Consider the following 19,857-nt stretch of genomic DNA (forward strand, 5'->3'; position numbering starts at 1 on the left):
TACTAACTAGCAGGGATAGTATACCACTGAAAAAAGTACGAGTCAATGTATGTATCACGCATTCACTCGTACTTTTTGGCAATGGGTTGCAATTTATGAAAGCCTGTTTGCAAGAAACTTCCAATTTTATTTTTCTAAAACAGGTCCTAAAAGAGAGCTCCCTGCCCCTTAGAAACGGAATTCCACCCCGGTCCGCCAGGTGCGGCCGTAAATAGAGAAATCGTCCTCATAGGAGAAGGTTTTGTTGAACAGATTGTCCACCCCGGCGTACAAATGGGTGGTCTTGTTCAGGTCCTTGGTGACCACCAGGTTGGTAGTGCTGTAGGTATAGTTTTTCCCGCTGGCGTCCAGGAAATCCTTGAACCACAGGGTATACAGGGAAGCGGTCCAGGGATTGGGCTTGGCATCGGTCCAGTTTAGCTGCACCAGGCCATTCAGCCGGGCCCGTCCGGTAAGCCGGGCATCGGTGCTGCCGTCCCGGGCGTCCAAGTAGGTAAAGTTCAGCTTGGCGTCCCAGTGCTTGTCGAAGCGGTAGGCGTACTCCCCTTCCACCCCGTCCATCACTGCCTGCTTGATATTGGCATACTGGAAATAGAGGGTACGGCCCTGCCGGCGCAGCAGCTGGGCATCAATCAGGTTGTCCACCTTGTTGTGGAAATAGGTCAGCCGGCCGGTGCTCCGGCCTTTTTCCGCTTCCAGGCCAAAGTCAAAAGTCCGGGACTTTTCCGCTTCCAACTGGCTGTTCCCATAAACCTGGACCTGGGTCTGCCCTTCGTTCCGGTTCATATGGGAATACAGCTCAAAAATGCTGGGAGCCCGGTAGCCCAAGCCATAGTTGGTTTTCAGCCGGACAGCTTTGCTCAGGCTGTAGGTCAGACCGGCCCGAGGGGACCACTCCCCACCAAAGCTGTCGTAATGGTCGTAGCGCAGACTGGGCACGAAAAACAGCTTGTTCGACAGCCGCCATTCGTCCTGGACGTAGGCTGCGTAGGAATCCAGGCTGGCGGAGGAATAGGCCTTGGAAATGCCCAAATACGTTTCCTCCTGGTTTCCGCCGGCGCCGCTGCCCAGCCGGGTGCCCCCGGCCTTCTGCCAGCGGTATTCGGCCCCGTAGGTCAGGGTATGCTGCTTGTTGGCACGATAGGTATTCTTGCCCTCCATTACGGTGGTTTCGTACTTGGCATGGTCAAAGTCCTGCCAGGCGCTGGTGCTGCGCTGCCGGGATTCTTTTCCCAGCCGGTTGTAATAGGTCTGGAACTCGTAGTCGTTTTTCCGGTCAAAGCCGTAGTATTTCACATGAGCGTCAGTCCGGTTGTTGTCGTACCACTCGCGCATATTTCCCGCCGCCGTATTGCCGTAGGTCAGGGACTGGTACTGCTCCTTCAGGAAGGAAGCCCCAAAGTCCAAGCCGCTGTGGTCATTGAACTGGTAATTGCCCTGGAAGCCAAAATCCCGTTTGGGACCGTACAGGTTGGTTCCCACCTTTTGGTCCTGCTTCCGAACTTCCGTCAGGTTGTAGTTAAAGTTCAGATTCAGCTTGCCCACGTCCCCGGTGGAATAGCCCCCGTACACGGAGTTTTCCCGGGAGCCCAGCTGGGTACCGGCGTAGCCGCCTTCTGCCTGCTCCTTTTTGGTGATGACGTTGATGACCCCGCCCATGGCATCACTGCCGTACAGCCCGGACCCGGCTCCCCGGATGATTTCAATCCGTTCCACCTGGTGCAGGTTCAGCCGGTTCAGTTCGTAGACGTTCCGGGTGCTGCCAGAATCTTCCCCGGCCAGCCGGCGGCCGTCCACCAGAATCAGGGTGGCGGAGGTACCCATGCCCCGGAGGGAGGCCTGCGCCCCCAGGGGCACGCCCCCACGTTCCGTGCTGATTTCCATTACATTGAGGCCGGCCACCGTTTTTAACACATCGGTGACGTTATAGGCGCCCATCTGCTGGATATCCTTTTCCGTAATGGTCTGTACGGACATAGGTGCACTTTTTTTATCCAGTTTTGTTTTGGTGGCCGTAACCACCAGTTCTCCCAAATCGTAAACCGGCAGCTCCGCCGCTGCCGCTGCCTGCACCGTGCCGGCTGGCAAAGTGCCAGCCGCCCCCAGGCACAGGGCCAAAAGGATTTTCCGTGTGATGCCTTGCTTCTCCATCTGCTGCTCCTTCACTTCTTCTTGATGCGTATGGCCGCTCCAGGCTTTTTTTGTGTGCGCGCCTGCTGCGGCCAGGTTCTTCCCTATTATGCCACAGGTTGCCCCAAAAGGAAAACAGCTGGGGAAAATTCTGCCGTTCTTCTCCCTGCGGCTGCCCAGGTCAGCAAAAAACCGGGCCAATGCAGCTGCATTGACTCGGTTCCTCAGCATTTTCAGGGGCTTAGGCTCTCACCTTCACCACCACTTTTTTAACCTGCTCCGGACTGCCGGCAAACTGGCAGTTGGGGCGATGGACTTCCCAGGGATAAAAGATGGCGAACTGGCCTTCTTCCAGCTCCAGCTTCTTTTCCTGGGTCACAGAGGCGTAGAAGGACACATCGTTGGTTTCCCGCTTGTCTTCGGTCATGGGGCCGGCATTTTCCACGTCCCCGTAGCCGATAATTTCCCGGCCGGCAGCTACAATCTGGATATCGATGTACTGCTCATGCTTTTCCGGACGGCGGTCCGCCCAGGGTTCCGTAGCGTACTCGTTGACGCTGGCGTAGATGTTGTCCCCGTCCAGGGGGGTCTTGCCCACCGGCAGGGCTTTTACGTCCAGCTGGGACAGGATTTCCAGGGCCTGGGCCACCCGGCCCTGAAGCGCTTTGGCCATTCTTGCCATATCTTGGGGATTGCCTGTAATCATATTATTCCTCCTTGGGAAGCAATGGATTGATTTTGCTGAATACCCGGCGGGCATTGTCATAGAAGAATTCCTGGTAATGGGCTTCTGGAATCACTAGCTTCATCACGTCAATGTAACTGCGGATGTTGATCAGGGGCCAGTCGGTGCCATAAATCACCTTATCATAGCGGTTCACATAGTCCAGCCACATTCTCATGTACCTGAAGTAATCCCGGTGCTTTTCGTAGAATACGGCGCCGTCAAAGCGGCCTTCCAAAAGGCCCGACAGGTCCACGTACACATTGGGGTCCTTGGCCACCACTTCCATGGCATCCAGGATCCAGGGGTTGCCGCAGTGGGCAATGACGAATTTTACCCGGGGGAACTGCATGGCCACTTCATCGATGGTCAGGGGATGGGCGTACTTCAGCAGGCCATGGCCCCCAGCCGTATCTCCCGTATGGAAGACCACCGGCACATTGTACTTTTCCGCCAGTTCGTACAGGGGGAAATGGCGCTTGTCGTAGGCATAGACCAGGCTGTAACCCAGGTAAATCTTGATGCCCACGCACTGGGGCGTCTGAAGCACCCGCTCAAATTCCTTGGCGGTAGCCCGGCAGTTTTCTTCGGTCAGGGCGTTGCTGTCCACCCCGGCACAGTAGACGATTTCCTTGGGCTGGTTGTAATGCTCCAGGTCAAAGGGCCCCGCCAGGTCCGGCACCCGGGGCACCGTGCCCCCGTACAGGGAAGGTCCCAGGGGTGCATTGCCCATAACCACGGACATGACCACGTTATTTTCCTTGCAGGCCTTCAGATAATGCTCCGCCGTATTTTCATGACCGGCCTCTTTGGCCAACTGGTCAAAGCCCGGGGTACGGTAAAAGTGCATATGCCCATCGATGATTTTCATGATAATTCCCCTCTTCTCCTACTCTATTTCGTTAACAGTCTGCTGGGAATTCACCGGCAGAAGCTGACGTAAAGCAATTTTCTGGTTCTCCAGCAGCCGCAGGGTGCTTTGCAGAATGCCCTGCTCAAAGCGGACCCGGGTACTGCCGGTAGTCAGGGACAGCACGCCCCCGTTCTTCAGGTCAACGACTTCCTGGCCCAGGCTGATGGCCCATTTGTCCGTCTGGCCCAGGCGCTGGCGTTCTCCGTGAACCACAATTAGGTACTGGGCTCCTGCGGCCAGAGCTTTGCCCCGAAGGTCCTGAGCCGGTATTTCTTCCCCGGCCTCCCGGGTATGCTCGCTGGCAATGACCACGTACCGGGGCAGCAGGCTCCGGTATTCGTCCAGCAGGAACTGGCTAAGATCGGGAGAAAAACGGGTATCCGCCCCATTGTCCCTACAGAAAACGGCAAGTGCCACAATGGGTCCATTCCCCTTTAGGGAACGTTTGGGCAAAGGCTGGATAAGCCCTTCATCCAGGGCTTCTTTCCGCACCTGATGGTAATCCCGCACGGCCAGGTCCAGGTAATAGGAAATGGGGTGCTGGTAATCGGTGTAGTTCCCGGACAGCCGGTACTCCTTTTCCCGGCCAAACTGCTGGTAGCCTCCGCAGAAGGTCTGCACCAGGCCGGGCACCGGGTCTAGGCTGGTATAGATCCGCAAAAGGTCCAGCCTGCTTCCATAGGTTTTGGCAAAGGCCGGGTTTCCCACTGCCGGAGCCCCAAAGGTAATAATGGGCAGCTGGCTGGGGGAAGCCCCCTGCTGCACCAGTTCTGCCCCGTACAGCACAGCACCGGCGCCGCCCAGGCTGTGGCCGGTCAGCAGCAGCTGCTGGTCCGGGTGGGTCTTTAAATACGCCGGAATATTGTCCGGGGTGCCGTCCCCGTCCAGGTCCACTGGACAGTCCAGGGCGGCCCTGGCGTATTGGAGGAAACCCTGATGGACGGCAGGAGCGTTTTTAGCTTCCGGTTCTTTCGGTTTTCCCCCAGGAAAGAGCACCTGATCCGTTTTCAGGTTCAGCTGCCAGTCTCCCTGGGTTTGGCTGCCCCGGAAGGCCAGTACGGCCAGGGGCTTGCCCTGCACCAGGCCCCGATGCCGGGCCAGGGTGAAATGCACCTGGGCCTTGCCGTCCTGAAAGGCGTAATATTGGGTATCCCAGCCGTAGTCAGCCAGGTAGCGGTTTCCCGTACTTTTTTCAGAGCCGTTGTCGTAGGTACCGGCGCAGATGGAGGCGGCCAGCACCGTAAGGGAGGCTTCCTGGAGCTTGTCCAGGGTTTGCTGGGTCTCTAGGTTTGCCGCCCCCATAGACAAATGAGGCACGGCCAGACAGAGGAACGCCGTCCCCCAGCTGAGCCTGTGCCTCCAGCGGCTTTTTGATTGTTTCAGCAGCATATTGTCCTTTTCTGATTATTTTCTAGGATTCTTGGCATTCAGGGCAGAAATGTCCTGAGGGCTCAGCCGCAGGTACACATTGCCCTCCAGCAGACTTCCCATTTCATTGGTCTGGTACAGCAGGCAGATGCTGCCGTCCGGGTTCAGGAAAAAGTCCGTGGGAATCCGGGTTGCCGGATGGTCCGGGTACACATGCACATCCCCATCCCGGTAGAAGCCGGTTTTCAGCCGGTCGTTGATATCAGCCAGGGTAATCCGGACAAAGGAGGCCAGGGGCAGCCGGTCGCCGGTGGACATATCGTAGACAGCGCCTACGGTTCTTTGGGTGGAGACAGAGCCTTCCGTGCGCACATCGCTCAGCAGCAGGGAAAGCAGCTGGGGATCTTCGAATTTGGTTTCATACCAGGTTTTGCCAGCGGTAAATTTCCGGTCCACAAAGCCATTGCGGAAGTCGTCCATGAAAGCTTTGATGTTCTGGTTCACCATTTTGTCCGCAGCCTTGTTGTCGGTTTTTACCTGGGGCCAGGTCATATCCAAAAGACCTACCGAGGCTTGTACACTTTCTACTTCAGCAAAAGCGGGCAGGGCCATCCCCAGACACAGGGTCATAGCAGCCGCCAGGACAGCTTTTTTCAGCATTTGCATACGCTCCTTCCAAATTTGGTTTCATTATGTAATCATACTACAAAAATCAGGATTGGTGCAAGAGAATTTATCGATACTGTAAAATGAAAAGGACCCCCGGCACTTTCCGAAGGTCCTTCTGCTTATTCTTCCAATTTTTCAACCCAGAGGGTATTTCCGTCCACTCGGAACTTCACATTCCACCGGTCAAACCGCAGACCGTAGACCCGCTCCGGGTCCTTTTGGTAATGGGGCCGGGGATCCTGGGCCAGGACGCCCCGGAGGGCTTCCTGCTGGGTCTGGGGCAGGGCTTCCAGAAGGCCCTGGGGATCTTCCACGGTAAGCTGGGCATCCGCTGCCGGAGCAAAGCCGCTGCGAGCTTCCGGCCGGGCGTCAGCGTAGGGCACGTAGGGCTTGAGATCGTAGATGGGGGTGCCATCCAGCAAATCTGCCCCCGCCACCCAGATTTCCGGACCCTGGGGACCCTCCAGCCGGATTTCCCTAATTTCCACAAGAGAAAGCCCTAACGGGTTGGGCCGAAAAGGCGACCGGGTGGCAAAGACCCCCAGCCGGGTATTGCCGCCCAGCCGGGGCGGCCGCACCGTAGGGGACCAGGTATGGTTCTTGGAAAAGCCCCAAAGCAGCCATAGGTGGGAAAAGCCTTCCAGCCCCCGGAGGGCCTCCGGCCTGCGGAACCCCTCAGCCATAATAATCTTGCCGGCAAGCTGGGGTACCAGCCCGCTTTGCCGGGGCAGGCCAAATTTTTCCTTCAGGTCCCCCTGGTACCAGGCCACCGGGTGCAGGGTCAATTCCCCTGTTTCGCTCATAGGGCGCCTCCTTAAAGATTATTGGGCTCGGTGAGCTTTTTATCCACGGTGAACCGGGTGCCGTTGATGCCCAGTTCGGCTGCCAGGCCTTTGGTGCTGACCCGGTACATCCACATGCCGGGGGCTACCTGGAAAGCGCCTTCCAGGGAATCCCCGTGCACACCGTCCCGAGCTGCGGCCGCAGCCTGTCCGCCGAAGGTCCAGCCCTTCTTCACAAAGGAATCAAAGGCTTCCGGGGTATCAAAGACAAAGATGATGTTGGACTGGAGTACACCCACCCCCAAGCCCACCTTCATCTGGCTCATTTTCATAAAGACTTCCCGTTTGCTGTGCTGGTTGATGGCCCGGCCCCGGCCGTGACCACCGCCCAACAGGCCCAGATTGTAGCTGGTATCCACAAACACGGCGTATCCATAGGAATGCTGGATGGCTTCCCGGGATTTGGGCTGCTTTTCGTAGAGCTGGAGCAGAGCCTTATACGTTTTGGTTCTCAGCTCCGCCCGTTCACTGGCCAGGTCACTGGCACTGGGCGCCGCCAAAGCGGAGGCTGCCGGCAGGCAGACCAAAAGCGCCATGATGACACAAAGGAAAATCCTGCTGAGTTTTTTCATGATGTCCTCTTTTCTTCCGGACCCGGTCCGGAGGCCTGAATCTCAGGCTTATTTCACCGGCTTCAGATAGCCGCCGTTTTGCAGTTCGTAGGTCTTGCCGCCCAGGGCTGCATTGGCTGCATCGGCTGCGTCGTAATAAACGGTGAAGCCGTTGCCCTTAATGTTGGCCAGGGTGGTGTCCGCATCCTTGAGAGAAGTAATGTAGCTGGTACCGGCCACCTGCCAGGAAGAAGAAGCGTCCAATTGGACGTCCACCCGTTTGGCCGTCTGGCTCCGGTTGATGGCGCCGGAATAGTGGCTGCCGTTTTGCAGATCCAATACCAGGGTGCTGGCATTATCCACAGAGATGTTGCCAAACAGAGCCTGCTGGTTGGCCATAAAGGTCAGGTCTGCTCCGTTGGACCCTTCCGTCCCCCACTGGCCGGCGGAAACCTTGATCAGTTCCCCGCCCAGGTATTGGAGGGTGTTCAGTTCGGAATAGATCCGGGCCTGGGTATTGGTCACGTAGAACAGGGGGCCAGTTTTCAGGCTGCGCAGGGCAGAATTTTTCACGGACAGCCGGGTGGGATTGGCCCCATCAGCCCGGACCCCGTTCTGGTACAGCAGAATGCCGTGGGTGCCGGAACCGGACACGTCCACGTATTCCAGCCGGGCAATATTGCCGCCTTCCACTACCGCAATCTGGCTGGCTGCGGCAGCGCCCTTGGCCTCAGCCAGGGTAATGTCCCCTTTGGAGTACACCAGGGGCGAGGCCTGGCCGCTGGTATTTACGGTGCTCTTGCTGACGTTCAGCACGGCCCCTGCCGGCTCGGTGGCAAGAGCAGCGGACCGGAGGCCCGTGGTGCCAATATTGATGTTGTCTGCAGTAATGCTGGCGCCTTTTACGGCATCCAGGCCCCGAGAATTTATCCCCGTGGTACGGATATTGGAATCATGAATCTTGATGACGCCTTTGGGCCCAGCCGCAAATACGGCGTTGGCGCCGTCCGCTTCCGTCCGGATGGTGCAGCCGTCCAGGGCCAGGGTGGCATCTGCAGCCAGGACCCCGGCGTTTTGGCCGTTAAACTTGCTGCCCCGGACACTGGTGGTATTCCCGGTTTTGTTTAGGGCGCCGTGGGACAGGGTAACGTCTGCGCCGTTTTTCACCAGCACAATATTTTCATCGTTTTTCAAGGCAGCGTAACTGTCCGCCAGGGTGACTTTCTCCCCGGAAACCATTTTGGCTGCCGTAAATTCTACCAGGTCCAAAGGGGCGTCGGGCATGGGAACGGAAGCATTGCCGTAAACGGTGGTTTCGTCCTCAGCGGCCTCTGTGCTGCCAGTAGTCATTGTATCGGTCTGGGCAGCGGCCGTTTCTGCGGCTGCGGGAGTGGGTTCTGCGGCCCAGGCACAGGGGCTGGAAAGCAGGGCTGCCAGGATGGCCAAGCTCAATATTTTCGTCTTTTGCATGAGTATCCCTTCTTTATCTTAGAATTGTACTATTTTAGTATATACCAAAACGGTCCGGGACGCAAAAAACGGTTCCGCCCTTTGAGAAAGCAAAACCGTTTTCGTAACGTCTTTTCAGTTATTTTGCATTTTTTAAAGGCTCTTACGGCTATTTTGAACCAAAGCCTGAAGCTTTTGGCTGAGCTTCCTGCTGTCCACCTTGCTGGCTCCCGTTAGGGGCAGGGCGTCCAGTTCCAGCCAATAGCCGGGGATTTCGCCAGGCAGCAGCAGGTCTTTCAGCTTTTTTCGCAGCTGCCCCAGGGTAATTCCCTGAAGAATAACGCAGGCTCCCAGGTCCTCTCCCCGGGCTGCCTCCTCTACGGGCAGCACCACTGCGTCGGCTACCCCGGCAACCGAAAGAATCGCCTGCTCCACATGGGTGCAGGATAGGGTCAGGCCGCCCTTGTTGATTACCCGGCCGTCCCGGCCCAAAAAAGTCAGGTAGCCGTCCGCATCAAAATAGCCCCGGTCCTCCAAAGTAAAGGGGCAGGTCACCCCTTCCACATGGTAAGGGGTATCCACGTAGATTTTCCCGTCCAAAACGGAAACCTTCACCCCCGGACAGGGGCGCCCTACGCTCAGGGGGTGCTGCTGGAGTTCTTCGTAGGTGAGCCAGGTAATATAGTTCAGCTCGCTGGCTCCGTAGTACAGGTAAATCTGGCTGTGGGGAAAATGGGTCTTCAGCTGATCCGCTGTTTCCGGCGCCAAAAGCTGGGACCCGGCCATAATGGCCGTTACCGAGGGGTATTGCCCCTGGGCCGCCCGCAGCAGCAGCTTCAGCTTCACCGGCACCAGGTACAAGAGGGTCACCTGGAACTGGCCAATTTCCCGGAGCCAGGTGCGGCTGTAAAGGGTATCCGACAGCACCAGGGACGCTCCTGCATACAGCAGGGAAGCCCAGACGCTGAGGTTTCCCGTAAAGCTCATGCTGCCTTCCGTAAAGCCTACAGTATTCCCAGTTACCTGGAACTTTTTGTTCTGCTCAGTAAAAAAGCCGGCCCAGCTTGCGTAGCGCCGGAACATCAGCTTGGGCAGGCCGGTGGAGCCGGAACTCAGGACGCCCATGCACACCGGCTCAGGCTGGGGGTCCCCCTGGGGGGCAAATTGGACCTTTTCTCCCAAAAGATCCCCGTAGGGAATGTTTCTCCTGACCATAAATTCCCGGGCAGCAGCAGGCTTTAAATCTGGATGGGCCAAAACGGGTACGCAGCCCGCCTTTTCCGCTCCCAGAAAGCAAATCAGCTGCTCCAGGGCCGTTTTCCGCAGGATCAGCAGGGGCCGGTGTTCCGGTTGGAAAGCCGCCAGGGTTCTGGCATAGTCTTTCGCCCGCTCCAAAATCTCCTGATACGTATAACTGGCCTTTGCCGTAATCAGAAAGGGGCGCTCCGGCTGGACCGCCGCCCATTGTTCCAAAAGACCCAGATAATCCATAGTTTCCTCCTTAGACCCTGCGCAGCAGCAGGCCGGATCCGGTGCCCCCGGCGCCGGCAATGGCGCACAGGCCCCAAATGCCCCCCGTTTCTTTCAGCCGGGCCAGGGCGTGGAGTACCAAAACAGCCCCGCTGGCCCCGTAGGGATGCCCATAGGCCAAGGCCCCGCCCAGGGGCAGGTATCGGTCCAGGCAGCCGGGATATTTCCGGGCAAACAGGGCGCTGATTACCCCAAAGGCTTCATTATATTCAAAGGTATCAATGGCTTCAGGCCCAAGGCCGCTGCGCTGCAGCAGCTTGTCCCCCACAGCGAGGGCTCCCAAAGGGCTGAACCGGGGGTTCACGCCGGCTTCTGCGGCGTCCGCCACTTCCGCTAGCATTTCCGGGGCTTTGCCCTCCTGCTGCCACTGGCGGACTTTCCTTTCCGAGGCCAGCAGCACAAAGGCCGCCCCATCCTGGTGCAGGCAAGCGTTGGCTGCGGTCAGGGTGGGAGCAACGGTCCCGCACTGGGCCCGTTCTTCCGGGGTCAGCAGGGCTTCCGTTTCTTCCTGGGTAAACAGGGTGGGCATCCGGGCCGCCAGTTTGGCGGACATACGAGGACGGATGCTTTCGTCCCGGGTACTGCCAAAAAGGCTGGCAATATAGGGAGCCACCACCGACCCCGCGGCTGCCGCCTTTTGGTGGCTGCGCACCGGCCAACGGTCCAGCTCCTCCCTGGTAACCCCGTACACCTGGGCCGTCCGTTCTGCGCCCTCCAGCATCACCCGGGGACTATTGGAGTCCGGGGAAAATTGGGCCGTCTGGAAGCCGTCCGGGGTATATCGGGGATCTGACGGGGCGTAATGGCGCAGAGGCTGCAGGGAGGCCGATTCAAAGCCCCCGCAGAGCACTACGTCTGCCAGGCCGCTGCGCACCTTGGCAAAGCCCAAAGACAGGGCAGCCGCTCCGGAGGCGCACTGCATATCCAGGGTCAGGCAGGGAACTTCCGGCTTTACGCCGGCCAGAAGTGCCGTCAGCCGGGTCAGGTTGCCCCCGGTACCCACCGCATTGCCTCCCAGGATTTCTTCTGCTTCCCGGCTCAGGGGATAACGCCGAAAAAGGGCCTGCAGCAAGGCAGCCCCTAATTTTTCCGGTGAAACCGTTTTAAATATGCCATTTTCTGCACCCAGGTGGCTGCGCAGGCCACCCAGGATATATACCCGCTCCATGTTAAAACACGTACCGCTGGAGCCGGGAAGCCAGGAAGGCTGCCAGCACCACTTTCAGCACGTCTCCGATCAGGAAGGGGAAAACGGCCATAACCAGGGTCTTCCACAGACCCACCTTGGCTACCAGGTACATACTGATGCAGCCGCCGGCGTAGATGATGGGCATACCCACCAAAACCCCCAAAGCCACCAATTTGCCAAAGGACCATTTCCGGCCGCCCCGAATGGCGCTCATGGCCACTACGGCTGCCAAAAAGCCCAGGTTAAAGCCTCCGGTAGGTCCAAAAATCTTGGCCATGCCGCTGGTACCGCCTACAAAGACGGGGACCCCCACCATGCCCAGCAGCAAGTAGATGCCAAGAATTACTGCGGCCTGTTTAGGGGTTTTCAGGAACCCCACCAGATTCACCATAATGGTCAGGGCCGTCACCATGGCCGGGGTAAAAGGCAAGGGAAAAGAAATGTAGGCCGATACGGCCAGCAGTGCCACGCAGACGGCGCTGGTGGTCAGGGCCCGGGTGGAACTGAGATGGCTGCCCTGGGTTCCCCGGGCAGAATGTAAAGTTTGATTGATTTCGCTGCTCATGTTGCTCCTCCTCCAAATAAATCCCCTCCCCGGCATGCACCGGTTCCTGGAAAATAACTTCCATACGGCTGGGTTCTCCCAGCTTGCTAAATAGTTCCTGCCATAAGAGCAGGCCCTGGACCACAGGACGCTCCGTCAGGTGGATGGCGTTGTCGTCCCCGGTTGCCTGGGAAAAGGCGTACACCTCCTGGGGCGTAAACGCTTTCCAATATACACCTGGAGGCAAAGCCTCTCTTGAAACTTCTTTAGGTAAACTATATTCATTATCATTGTTTACCTTCGTTGCCTGCCAAAACAGCAGTACCTCCAGCTGGCCCACCTGCTGGTGCTGCTCCCAGCCGGTAATCCGCAGCAGTTGGAACCGTTTCCGGTCCTTTACCACTTCTGCCGTAAACCGGGCAGTGGGTCCCGCCTTAGCCTGACGGCTATAGGCAATTTTTCCGATCAGGCTTCCCTGATACCGCTCTCCCTGAAAAGCCTGGAGCGCCTTGATGTATCCTGTCATATTTTCATTCATAGTGCAATTAGTGTACCGCTTTTTTCTTTCTTGTTCAATTCTTTTCTTAGAATGGTTAACGTATTTTGTTAAATTTAGGCTAGGATTTGCCACAAAAGGAATTTTTCTCTTACAATTTTACAGATTTCCTACAAATTTGGTTGCACTTCTGTTTCTATAAGCCTATAATTCAGGTTATACTTATTTTTATTTATTTTTCTTTGGGAGGGATTTTCCATGAGCGCTGCCAAAAGCACTACCCGGTCTGCTCTAGCCAACTACCGGGACCCCATTATCCTGATCACCTTCTGTATTATTGGTGCCATCCTGGGACTCTATTTGGGGGACAAGGCTTCTATCCTGAAGCCCATTGGCCAGATTTTCTTGAACTTATTGTTTTGTTTGATTGTACCCCTGATTTTCTTCTCCATTGCCGGCTCTATTGCCAACACCAAGGATACGGGCAAGGTAGGGAAAATGATTGGCTACACCCTGTTGATTTTCATTACCACCGCCATCATTTCCGGTGCACTGATCCTGATTGTCACCCACTTTACCGGGGTGCCCACCACCTTTAACGCCCCCAAAGCCACCCAGACGGCCATGAAGACGGTGTCCATCAGTGACCAGATTGTCAATACCCTGACGGTGGGCGACCTGCCGCTGTTGATTTCTCGGTTCCACGTACTGCCCCTGATCATCCTGACCATTTTCTTCGGCATCTGCGTCTCCATGATTGGCGAACCGGCCAAACCCGTAGTGGAATGGATGAACGCCATGTCCCTGGTATGCTACAAGATGGTGGCCATTCTCATGAAAGCCGCTCCCATTGGTCTGGGCGCCTACTTTGCAGACCTGACCGGGACCTACGGCATCGACCTGTTAAAGGCCTACGGCAATGCCATGCTGGTGTTCTACTCCGTGGTCATTCTGTACTTCTTCCTGTTCCTGGGGCTGTATGCCTACATTGGCGCCGGCAGCTGGGGGGTCAAGAACTTCTTCAAGGTCATCCTGGCTCCTGCCCTGACCGCCCTGGGCACCCGTTCCTCCGCCGCCACCATCCCTCTGCAGATGGAAGCCTGCGACAAACTGGGGGTTCCCCGGGAAATTTCTTCCGTGGTGGTAGCCATGGGTGCTACCTGCCATATGGACGGTGCCTGCATTGCCATCGTGTATTCCGAAGTGCTGGCCACCACTCTGTTTGGCACCCCGTTGGCCGGCTTTGACTTTGCTTTGGCCCTGTTCGTGGGCGTAGCCTCCTCCGTAGCCACGTCTTCCGTACCGGGCGGCGGCGCAGCCGGTGAAACCATGATTGTATCCGTGTTCAACCTGCCGGAAGCAGCCTTCCCCATCCTGTTGATGGTTATCGAACTGTTTGACCCGGGCTGCACGCTGCTGAACTCCTGCGGCGACACCGTGGTTTCCATGGTCATCAGCCGGATTTTCTACGGGAAAGACTGGTACAAAAAGAACTTGAATGGAAAGGATGTCCTGGCCTATGAAGATTGATGCCTCCTATGTACTGCGGGAACCGGAACAGGGCAGCGCGGCCCTGCCGGACTCCCTGGACCTGATGCTCAATATTGGCGGCTCTCGGGTCCTGGGGGAAATCTATCTGCCCAGCGGGGTCTACGAGGCTCCCCATCCTGCGGTGGTCCTGTGCCACGGAATTCCTGGCACCAACTGCAACGACGACCTGGCCCAAAGCCTCCGGCGCATGGGCTGTGTGGTGCTGCGGCTGTACCACCGGGGGGCCTGGGGCAGTGACGGGCTGTATTCCTTCTCCCACTGCCTGGAAGATGCCCTGTATACGGCCAACTGGGCCCGGGAAGAGGCTCCCAAGGAATACGGCATCGACCCGGACAATATTTTCCTGGCAGGCCACTCCAACGGCGGCAACACGGTACTGAACGCCGCCCGGCAGCTGCCCTGGATCAAGGGCATTATGGCCTTCTGCCCCTTTGACCATGCAGCCCTCCGGGACCTGCTGCAGGAAGAAGAAATCAAGGCCCTGTTTACGGAGATTTCCGCCGTACTCCATATTGAGAGCCCGGAAGTCCTGTGGCAGGACAGTTTCTCCCACTATAAGGAGTGGGGCTTTGCCCAGCTGGCTCCGGAATTCCAGCACCGGAACCTGCTGCTCATTGGCGGCAAGCGGGATACGGTGGCACCTCCGGACAAGATGGTGCTGCCCCTGTGGAATGCCCTGGAGCAGCTGCCCACCCAAGCTAACCACAAACTGGTACTCCTGGACTCCAACCACTCCCTGGATACCGCCCGGCTGGCCCTGGCCGAAACCCTGGGCACCTGGCTGGAACAGGTGGTAAAAGGCTAAACCCTGATGAACCTAAAAGCCCTGACTGCAAGCTGTGCAGCCAGGGCTTTTTCATTTGCAAAGCAAGACAAAATAACCGTTCCCAAAAGCAAGCTTTTGAGAACGGTTATTTTTATAATTGGGTTTCCAGCCAGTGCTTCAGCACCACCGCATTGTTGTGTTCCTGGTCCTTGGCCCCGTACAGCAGGGTTACATTCCCCTGCTGGAGCAGGTTCCGTACCTTTTCCAGGAATGCCGCTGCGGCAGGATTTGCTGCCAGCTCTTTCTGGTAGGATTCCGTAAAGGAGGGAAACAGGTCCGGTTCATGGCCAAAGGACTTGCGCAGCTCTGGACTAGGAGCAATTTCCTTCTCCCATTCCTCCAGCTGGGCCTTGGCTTTGGCAATGCCCCGGGGCCACAGACGGTCCACCAAAATCCGGCAGCCGTCCGTTTCCTCACAAGTTTCGTAAATCCGTTTGATCTGGAGATTTCCCATAGGAAAGCCTTCTATCTGTTTATTTCTTGGCCTGTTTTTCTGCCTTCCGGGCCAACTGCTCGCAGGCCGTCAGAGGATACTTCTTGGAGCTGTGATGGAAAGCGATGCAGGGTTCGCACTGGGCAAACCGGGGACAGGAAGTCCGGGGGCAGGGACAGATACTGGGGTCATATAGGGCCATCTTAGGCGCCGAAGAACAGGTTCATATCGTCTTCCACAGAGCCGATGCCAGCGATGCCGAAGTTCTTCACCAGAACGTTGGCTACGTTGGGGGACAGGAAGGCAGGCAGGGTGGGTCCCAGATGGATGTTCTTCACACCCAGGTACAGCAGGGCCAGGAGAACGATAACAGCCTTTTGTTCATACCAGGCAATGTTGTACACGATGGGCAGCTTGTTCACATCGTCCAGGCCGAAGACTTCCTTCAGTTTCAGGGCAATCAGAGCCAGGGAGTAGGAGTCGTTGCATTGGCCGGCATCCAGTACACGGGGAATACCGCCGATGTCACCCAGGTTCAGTTTGTTATATCTGTATTTGGCGCAGCCAGCGGTCAGGATGATGGTATCCTTGGGCAGGGCTTCTGCAAACTTGGTGTAGTAGTCACGGCTCTTCATGCGGCCATCGCAGCCAGCCATTACCACGAATTTCTTCACAGCGCCGGATTTTACAGCTTCTACTACTTTGTCAGCCAGGGCAAATACCTGTTCATGAGCAAAGCCGCCAACGATGGTACCATGTTCAATTTCTACAGGAGGTTTGCATTCCTTGGCTTGGGCAATCAGGGCGCTGAAGTCCTTGTGGCCATTTTCGTCAGCTACAATGTGTTTGCAGCCAGGATAGCCGGCAGCACCGGTGGTCCACAGACGGTCTTTGTAGCTGTCTTTGGGCGGAACGATGCAGTTGGAGGTCATCAGGATGGGTCCGTTGAAGGTTTCGAATTCTTCTTTTTGTTTCCACCAGGCGTTGCCATAGTTGCCGGCAAAGTTGGTGTATTTCTTGAAGAACGGATAGTAGTGGGCCGGCAGCATTTCAGAGTGGGTGTATACATCCACGCCGGTGCCTTGGGTCTGATCCAGCAGCATTTCCAGGTCCTTCAGGTCATGGCCGGAAATCAGGATACCAGGGTTATTGCGTACGCCGATATCCACGGTGGTGATTTCAGGATTGCCGTAAGCACCGGTGTTGGCACCATCCAGCAGGGCCATGCCTTGTACGCCGTATTTACCGGTTTCCAGGGTCAGGGCAACCAGATCATCCACGGTCAGGCTGTCATCCAGGGTAGCGGCCAGGGCGCGCTGCAGGAAAGCATCTACTTCGGGGTTATCCTGTACCAGGTTGTTGGCATGTTTGCTGTAGGCAGACAGACCTTTCAGACCATAGGTAATCATTTCCCGCAGGGAACGGATGTCTTCGTTTTCGGTGGCCAGTACGCCAACGTTCTTAGCTTTGGCATCAAATTCGCTTTCTTCCCCGTTCCACAGGGCAGCTTCCGGCAGGCCGGCCTTATCGGTCAATTGACCCAGCAGCTCAGCTTTTACCTGCAAAGTCTTTTTGATTTCAGCAATGATGGCTTCCCGATCGAAGTTGGCATTGGTGATGGTAATGAACAGGTTAACAGTGCACAGGTGGTTTACTTCCCGGCTGACTTCCTTGCCTTCAGCACGCAGTTTGGTGGTGATGGCGGACAGGCCTTTGGTCACGTAGATCAGCAGGTCCTGCATAGCAGCTACTTCCGGTTTCTTGCCGCATACGCCTACAACCGTGCAGCCTTTGCAGCCGGCAGTTTCCTGACATTGAAAACAGAACATTTTATTTTCCATACTTTTACTCCCCTTTTCTAACAGGTAAAAATGAGATTCTTTGAGGTGTTGTTCGCTCGATGGTTTTATTATAAAGAAACCCACCTCCTTTGTCCGTTGTTAAAACAACGAAAATAAAATTATCCCAAGGAAACGTCCAAAATCATCATCACCGTGAAACCCAGGGCAAAGGTCAGCACCCCAATATTGGAATGCTCCCCTTCGGACATTTCCGGAATCAGTTCTTCCACCACCACGTACAGCATGGCCCCTGCCGCAAAGCTGAGGAAATACGGCAGCAGCCGGACAATGTACTGGGAGGCCCAGATGGTAAACACCGCCGCAATCGGTTCTACCACCCCGGACAGGACCCCGCCGACAAAAGCCTTGTGGTGTCCCAACCCTGCTGCCCGCAGCGGCAGGGAAATAATGGCTCCTTCGGGGAAATTCTGAATGGCAATCCCCAGGGACAGGGCAATGGCACTGCCCAGGGTAATGGTCCCCGGGTCATTCAAAAAGCCGGCATAAATCATGCCCACGGCCATACCTTCCGGAATATTATGGAGGGTCACGGCCAAAATCATCATGGTGGTCCGGGCCAAATGGCTTTTGGGCCCTTCCGCCTTTTGGGCGTTGAGATGCAGGTGGGGAATCAGGGTATCCAGCAGCAGCAGGAACAACGTCCCCACCCAGAACCCTACAGCCGCTGGAATAAAGGCCAGACGCCCCAGGGCAGCGGATTCCTCCAGGGCAGGAATCAAAAGGCTCCAAATGGACGCCGCCACCATAACCCCGGCGGCAAAGCCCGTCAGCCCCCGCTGGAGCTGCCGGTTCAGCTGGTCCTTCATAAAGTACACACAGGCAGCCCCCAGGGATGTGCCTAAAAAGGGAATTAGGATTCCCTTCCAAATTTCAGAATTCATGGATTGGCTCCTCTCTGAGATGTTTCCCGTTTAGATTTCCGGCTTGTTTTCCATTTTCATGGCCAAATTGCTAAGGGCATACTGGATTTCCCGTTCCGGCGGCACCGCCAGGGAAACCTCCGTGGTTTCCACCTTCCGCAGGTTCTTATGCAGGAATTTCTGGTTCTCCTGCTTGTACAGGTACAGATCGGCAGCGGTCAGCACCCGGAGCCAGGTATCCGGCCCGTCGTCCCACCAGCCCATAAGCATAGGTTCCACATAGTATTCTTCCATGGCTTTTACAATCACCACGGCCACCACGTCCGCCTGGGCCTTTTGGCCAATGGCAGCAAATTCCGCCGCAGTGTAATGGTCGTCATCGGAATTGGACTGGCTGAGCACCGCACTGGCCGCCTGGACAGCCTGGGGATCGTCAATGAAGGTATACTCGGCCCTAGGGTAGGCCTGACGCACCTGCCGCTTCCACAGGGCTTTCATGGCCGGGGTCACTTCCCCCGTTTGGTCGTAGACCACAAAGGCCATGCCCTTTCGGTTCAGGGGATCCCCCGCCACCGTTGGAACGGCCGCCGGGCTTTCCGCCGGGGCCTGGGCGGCCCAGGCAGGGCTCCCGGGCAAAAGCATAACCAAGCTCAAGAGCGAAGCCAAAAGTACCAGTACTTGTTTCAGGGCTTTCATTTTACCACCTTCTGTGCAGTCCCCCGTTTCAGGGTAAGGCCCAAATGCTGGGCCAGAATCTGCCCCATATCGGAGTAAGTTTCCATGGGTTTCAGGGCGCCGGGAAGCACCTCCGGCCCAAAGAACAGGGCGGGCACGTGCTCCCGGGTATGGTCGGAGCCGGTCCAGGTAGGATCACAGCCGTGGTCCGCCGTCACCAGCACCAGGTCCCCGGGCTGGAGCTTGGCCCACAGTTCCGGCAGCCGCCGGTCAATGAGCATCAGCCCTTCCCCGTAGCCTTCCACGTTCCGGCGATGGCCGTAGGTAGAGTCAAAATCCACAAAATTGGTGAATACCAGACTCCTGTCCCCGGCATCGTCCATAGCCTGTAGGGTAGCGTCAAACAGGGCATCCAGGCCCGTTGCCTTATAGGCCTTGGTAATGCCCCTGTGGGCAAAAATATCCGCAATCTTGCCAATGGCGTACACGCCCCCGGCCTGTTCGTAAACCGCATCTACCAGGGTGGGTTCCGGGGCGGGCACTGCATAGTCGTGGCGATTGCCGGTGCGCACGAAGGTATCCGCCGTTTCCCCTACAAAGGGCCGGGCGATAACCCGGGCAATATGGTAGGGCTGCACCAGCTGGTAGGCCGCCTGGCAAAGAGCGTACAGCCGGTCCAGGCCAAAATACTCCTCATGGGCGGCAATCTGCAGCACCGAATCCGCAGAGGTATAGACAATGGGCTTGCCGGTGCGGATGCTTTCCTCCCCCAGTTCCTTGAGAATGACCGTACCGGAGGCGTGCTTTTCTCCCAGCACCCCGGGCAGGTTTCCTGCCTGAATCAGGCCGTCAATAATGTCCTTGGGGAAGCAGTGGGGTACGTTGGGAAAATACCCCCAGTCAAACTTGACGGGGACCCCGGCCATTTCCCAATGGCCGCTGAGCGTATCCTTACCGCTGCTGATTTCCCGGGCGTAGGTATAGGCCCCTTTCAGGGGCTCAGCGGCGTTTAGGCTGGCCGCAAGTTTTTTGCCTGTACTGGCTTCATGGGCCAGTTCCAAGCCCACCTGGGCCAAATATGGCAGTTTTAAGAGGGGTTTTGCGGCATCCTCTGCGTGGCCTTTGGCAAACCACTGGGCAATATGCCCCAGGGTATCCGCTCCTGCGTCCCCAAATTTGGCGGCATCCGGTGCGCCTCCAATGCCAAAAGAATCCAACATTAAGATGATACAGCGTTTCACTGGA

19 protein-coding genes are annotated in these 19,857 nt (G+C 56.8%); 2 read left to right on the top strand and 17 right to left on the bottom strand.

What is annotated here, in order from left to right:
* Nucleotides 1–168: 168 nt before the first annotated feature.
* The 11 genes from LKE88_RS07070 to LKE88_RS07120 form a co-directional block, all read right to left on the bottom strand.
* Nucleotides 169–2,361, bottom strand: coding sequence for a TonB-dependent receptor plug domain-containing protein (locus LKE88_RS07070; RefSeq protein WP_276803182.1), 2,193 nt, complete (start codon nucleotides 2,359–2,361; stop codon nucleotides 169–171).
* Nucleotides 2,362–2,371: 10 nt separating this feature from the next.
* Nucleotides 2,372–2,836 (bottom strand): NanQ anomerase/TabA/YiaL family protein, encoded by a 465-nt coding sequence (locus tag LKE88_RS07075; RefSeq protein ID WP_105326232.1) that lies wholly within the window; start codon nucleotides 2,834–2,836, stop codon nucleotides 2,372–2,374.
* 1 nt (nucleotide 2,837) lies between these two features.
* On the bottom strand, nucleotides 2,838–3,725 hold the full coding sequence (locus LKE88_RS07080; protein WP_105326233.1) for an amidohydrolase family protein: 888 nt from the start codon (nucleotides 3,723–3,725) through the stop codon (nucleotides 2,838–2,840).
* Nucleotides 3,726–3,743: 18 nt separating this feature from the next.
* Nucleotides 3,744–5,156: a lipase family protein gene (locus LKE88_RS07085; RefSeq protein WP_105326234.1), complete on the bottom strand. Its 1,413-nt coding sequence runs from the start codon at nucleotides 5,154–5,156 to the stop codon at nucleotides 3,744–3,746.
* A gap of 15 nt (nucleotides 5,157–5,171) precedes the next feature.
* A complete protein-coding gene (locus LKE88_RS07090) occupies nucleotides 5,172–5,795 on the bottom strand; it encodes a polysaccharide deacetylase family protein (RefSeq protein WP_105326235.1) in 624 nt (207 codons plus the stop codon).
* A 128-nt stretch (nucleotides 5,796–5,923) separates the two neighbouring features.
* Entirely contained in the window at nucleotides 5,924–6,607 is a 684-nt protein-coding gene (gene tsaA, locus LKE88_RS07095) for a tRNA (N6-threonylcarbamoyladenosine(37)-N6)-methyltransferase TrmO (protein ID WP_118286744.1), read from the bottom strand.
* Between the two features lie 11 nt (nucleotides 6,608–6,618).
* Complete coding sequence (locus LKE88_RS07100) at nucleotides 6,619–7,218, bottom strand: lipid-binding SYLF domain-containing protein (RefSeq protein WP_105326237.1); 600 nt, start codon at nucleotides 7,216–7,218, stop codon at nucleotides 6,619–6,621.
* A 48-nt stretch (nucleotides 7,219–7,266) separates the two neighbouring features.
* Nucleotides 7,267–8,667 (bottom strand): hypothetical protein, encoded by a 1,401-nt coding sequence (locus LKE88_RS07105; protein ID WP_105326238.1) that lies wholly within the window; start codon nucleotides 8,665–8,667, stop codon nucleotides 7,267–7,269.
* A gap of 132 nt (nucleotides 8,668–8,799) precedes the next feature.
* Nucleotides 8,800–10,137, bottom strand: a complete 1,338-nt coding sequence (locus LKE88_RS07110) for an AMP-binding protein (RefSeq protein WP_276803186.1) — start codon at nucleotides 10,135–10,137, stop codon at nucleotides 8,800–8,802.
* 10 nt (nucleotides 10,138–10,147) lie between these two features.
* The gene (locus LKE88_RS07115) at nucleotides 10,148–11,344 is read right to left on the bottom strand and encodes a thiolase family protein (RefSeq protein WP_105326240.1); all 1,197 of its coding nucleotides are present in this window, start codon (nucleotides 11,342–11,344) and stop codon (nucleotides 10,148–10,150) included.
* A gap of 1 nt (nucleotide 11,345) precedes the next feature.
* Nucleotides 11,346–11,930, bottom strand: coding sequence for a biotin transporter BioY (locus LKE88_RS07120; RefSeq protein WP_105326241.1), 585 nt, complete (start codon nucleotides 11,928–11,930; stop codon nucleotides 11,346–11,348).
* 733 nt (nucleotides 11,931–12,663) lie between these two features.
* On the opposite strand from LKE88_RS07120, the gene LKE88_RS07125 reads away from it, so the two are divergent.
* Nucleotides 12,664–13,935, top strand: a complete 1,272-nt coding sequence (locus LKE88_RS07125; RefSeq protein ID WP_105326242.1) for a dicarboxylate/amino acid:cation symporter — start codon at nucleotides 12,664–12,666, stop codon at nucleotides 13,933–13,935.
* The gene (locus LKE88_RS07130) at nucleotides 13,925–14,761 is read left to right on the top strand and encodes an alpha/beta hydrolase family protein (protein WP_105326243.1); all 837 of its coding nucleotides are present in this window, start codon (nucleotides 13,925–13,927) and stop codon (nucleotides 14,759–14,761) included. Before LKE88_RS07125 ends, LKE88_RS07130 begins: the two co-directional genes overlap by 11 nt.
* 112 nt (nucleotides 14,762–14,873) lie before the next feature.
* Here LKE88_RS07130 and LKE88_RS07135 read toward each other — a convergent pair whose 3' ends face one another.
* From LKE88_RS07135 to LKE88_RS07160, 6 genes are all read right to left on the bottom strand, one after another.
* A complete protein-coding gene (locus LKE88_RS07135) occupies nucleotides 14,874–15,236 on the bottom strand; it encodes a DUF488 domain-containing protein (protein ID WP_105326244.1) in 363 nt (120 codons plus the stop codon).
* Nucleotides 15,237–15,255: 19 nt separating this feature from the next.
* Nucleotides 15,256–15,417 carry a hypothetical protein gene (locus LKE88_RS07140; protein ID WP_158572310.1) on the bottom strand — a complete coding sequence of 54 codons (162 nt, stop codon included), beginning with the start codon at nucleotides 15,415–15,417 and terminating at the stop codon, nucleotides 15,256–15,258.
* 1 nt (nucleotide 15,418) lies between these two features.
* Entirely contained in the window at nucleotides 15,419–17,056 is a 1,638-nt protein-coding gene (gene hcp, locus LKE88_RS07145) for a hydroxylamine reductase (RefSeq protein WP_105326245.1), read from the bottom strand.
* A 119-nt stretch (nucleotides 17,057–17,175) separates the two neighbouring features.
* Complete coding sequence (locus LKE88_RS07150; protein WP_105326246.1) at nucleotides 17,176–17,958, bottom strand: ZIP family metal transporter; 783 nt, start codon at nucleotides 17,956–17,958, stop codon at nucleotides 17,176–17,178.
* A 30-nt stretch (nucleotides 17,959–17,988) separates the two neighbouring features.
* The gene (locus LKE88_RS07155) at nucleotides 17,989–18,633 is read right to left on the bottom strand and encodes a hypothetical protein (protein WP_105326247.1); all 645 of its coding nucleotides are present in this window, start codon (nucleotides 18,631–18,633) and stop codon (nucleotides 17,989–17,991) included.
* On the bottom strand, nucleotides 18,630–19,853 hold the full coding sequence (locus LKE88_RS07160) for a phosphopentomutase (RefSeq protein ID WP_276803190.1): 1,224 nt from the start codon (nucleotides 19,851–19,853) through the stop codon (nucleotides 18,630–18,632). Before LKE88_RS07160 ends, LKE88_RS07155 begins: the two co-directional genes overlap by 4 nt.
* Nucleotides 19,854–19,857 lie beyond the last annotated feature (4 nt).

This window comes from Acidaminococcus hominis (assembly GCF_022484025.1).
GTDB lineage: Bacteria > Bacillota > Negativicutes > Acidaminococcales > Acidaminococcaceae > Acidaminococcus > Acidaminococcus hominis.

Coding starts and splice junctions, on each gene's coding strand:
- LKE88_RS07100 (WP_105326237.1), bottom strand. CDS start 7,218: ATGAAAAAACTCAGCAGGATTTTCCTTTGTGTCATCATGGCGCTTTTG.
- LKE88_RS07105 (WP_105326238.1), bottom strand. CDS start 8,667: ATGCAAAAGACGAAAATATTGAGCTTGGCCATCCTGGCAGCCCTGCTT.
- LKE88_RS07120 (WP_105326241.1), bottom strand. CDS start 11,930: ATGAGCAGCGAAATCAATCAAACTTTACATTCTGCCCGGGGAACCCAG.
- LKE88_RS07070 (WP_276803182.1), bottom strand. CDS start 2,361: ATGCTGAGGAACCGAGTCAATGCAGCTGCATTGGCCCGGTTTTTTGCT.
- LKE88_RS07075 (WP_105326232.1), bottom strand. CDS start 2,836: ATGATTACAGGCAATCCCCAAGATATGGCAAGAATGGCCAAAGCGCTT.
- LKE88_RS07110 (WP_276803186.1), bottom strand. CDS start 10,137: ATGGATTATCTGGGTCTTTTGGAACAATGGGCGGCGGTCCAGCCGGAG.
- LKE88_RS07085 (WP_105326234.1), bottom strand. CDS start 5,156: ATGCTGCTGAAACAATCAAAAAGCCGCTGGAGGCACAGGCTCAGCTGG.
- LKE88_RS07080 (WP_105326233.1), bottom strand. CDS start 3,725: ATGAAAATCATCGATGGGCATATGCACTTTTACCGTACCCCGGGCTTT.
- LKE88_RS07130 (WP_105326243.1), top strand. CDS start 13,925: ATGAAGATTGATGCCTCCTATGTACTGCGGGAACCGGAACAGGGCAGC.
- LKE88_RS07090 (WP_105326235.1), bottom strand. CDS start 5,795: ATGCTGAAAAAAGCTGTCCTGGCGGCTGCTATGACCCTGTGTCTGGGG.
- LKE88_RS07155 (WP_105326247.1), bottom strand. CDS start 18,633: ATGAAAGCCCTGAAACAAGTACTGGTACTTTTGGCTTCGCTCTTGAGC.
- LKE88_RS07140 (WP_158572310.1), bottom strand. CDS start 15,417: ATGGCCCTATATGACCCCAGTATCTGTCCCTGCCCCCGGACTTCCTGT.
- hcp (WP_105326245.1), bottom strand. CDS start 17,056: ATGGAAAATAAAATGTTCTGTTTTCAATGTCAGGAAACTGCCGGCTGC.
- LKE88_RS07150 (WP_105326246.1), bottom strand. CDS start 17,958: ATGAATTCTGAAATTTGGAAGGGAATCCTAATTCCCTTTTTAGGCACA.
- tsaA (WP_118286744.1), bottom strand. CDS start 6,607: ATGAGCGAAACAGGGGAATTGACCCTGCACCCGGTGGCCTGGTACCAG.
- LKE88_RS07115 (WP_105326240.1), bottom strand. CDS start 11,344: ATGGAGCGGGTATATATCCTGGGTGGCCTGCGCAGCCACCTGGGTGCA.
- LKE88_RS07125 (WP_105326242.1), top strand. CDS start 12,664: ATGAGCGCTGCCAAAAGCACTACCCGGTCTGCTCTAGCCAACTACCGG.
- LKE88_RS07135 (WP_105326244.1), bottom strand. CDS start 15,236: ATGGGAAATCTCCAGATCAAACGGATTTACGAAACTTGTGAGGAAACG.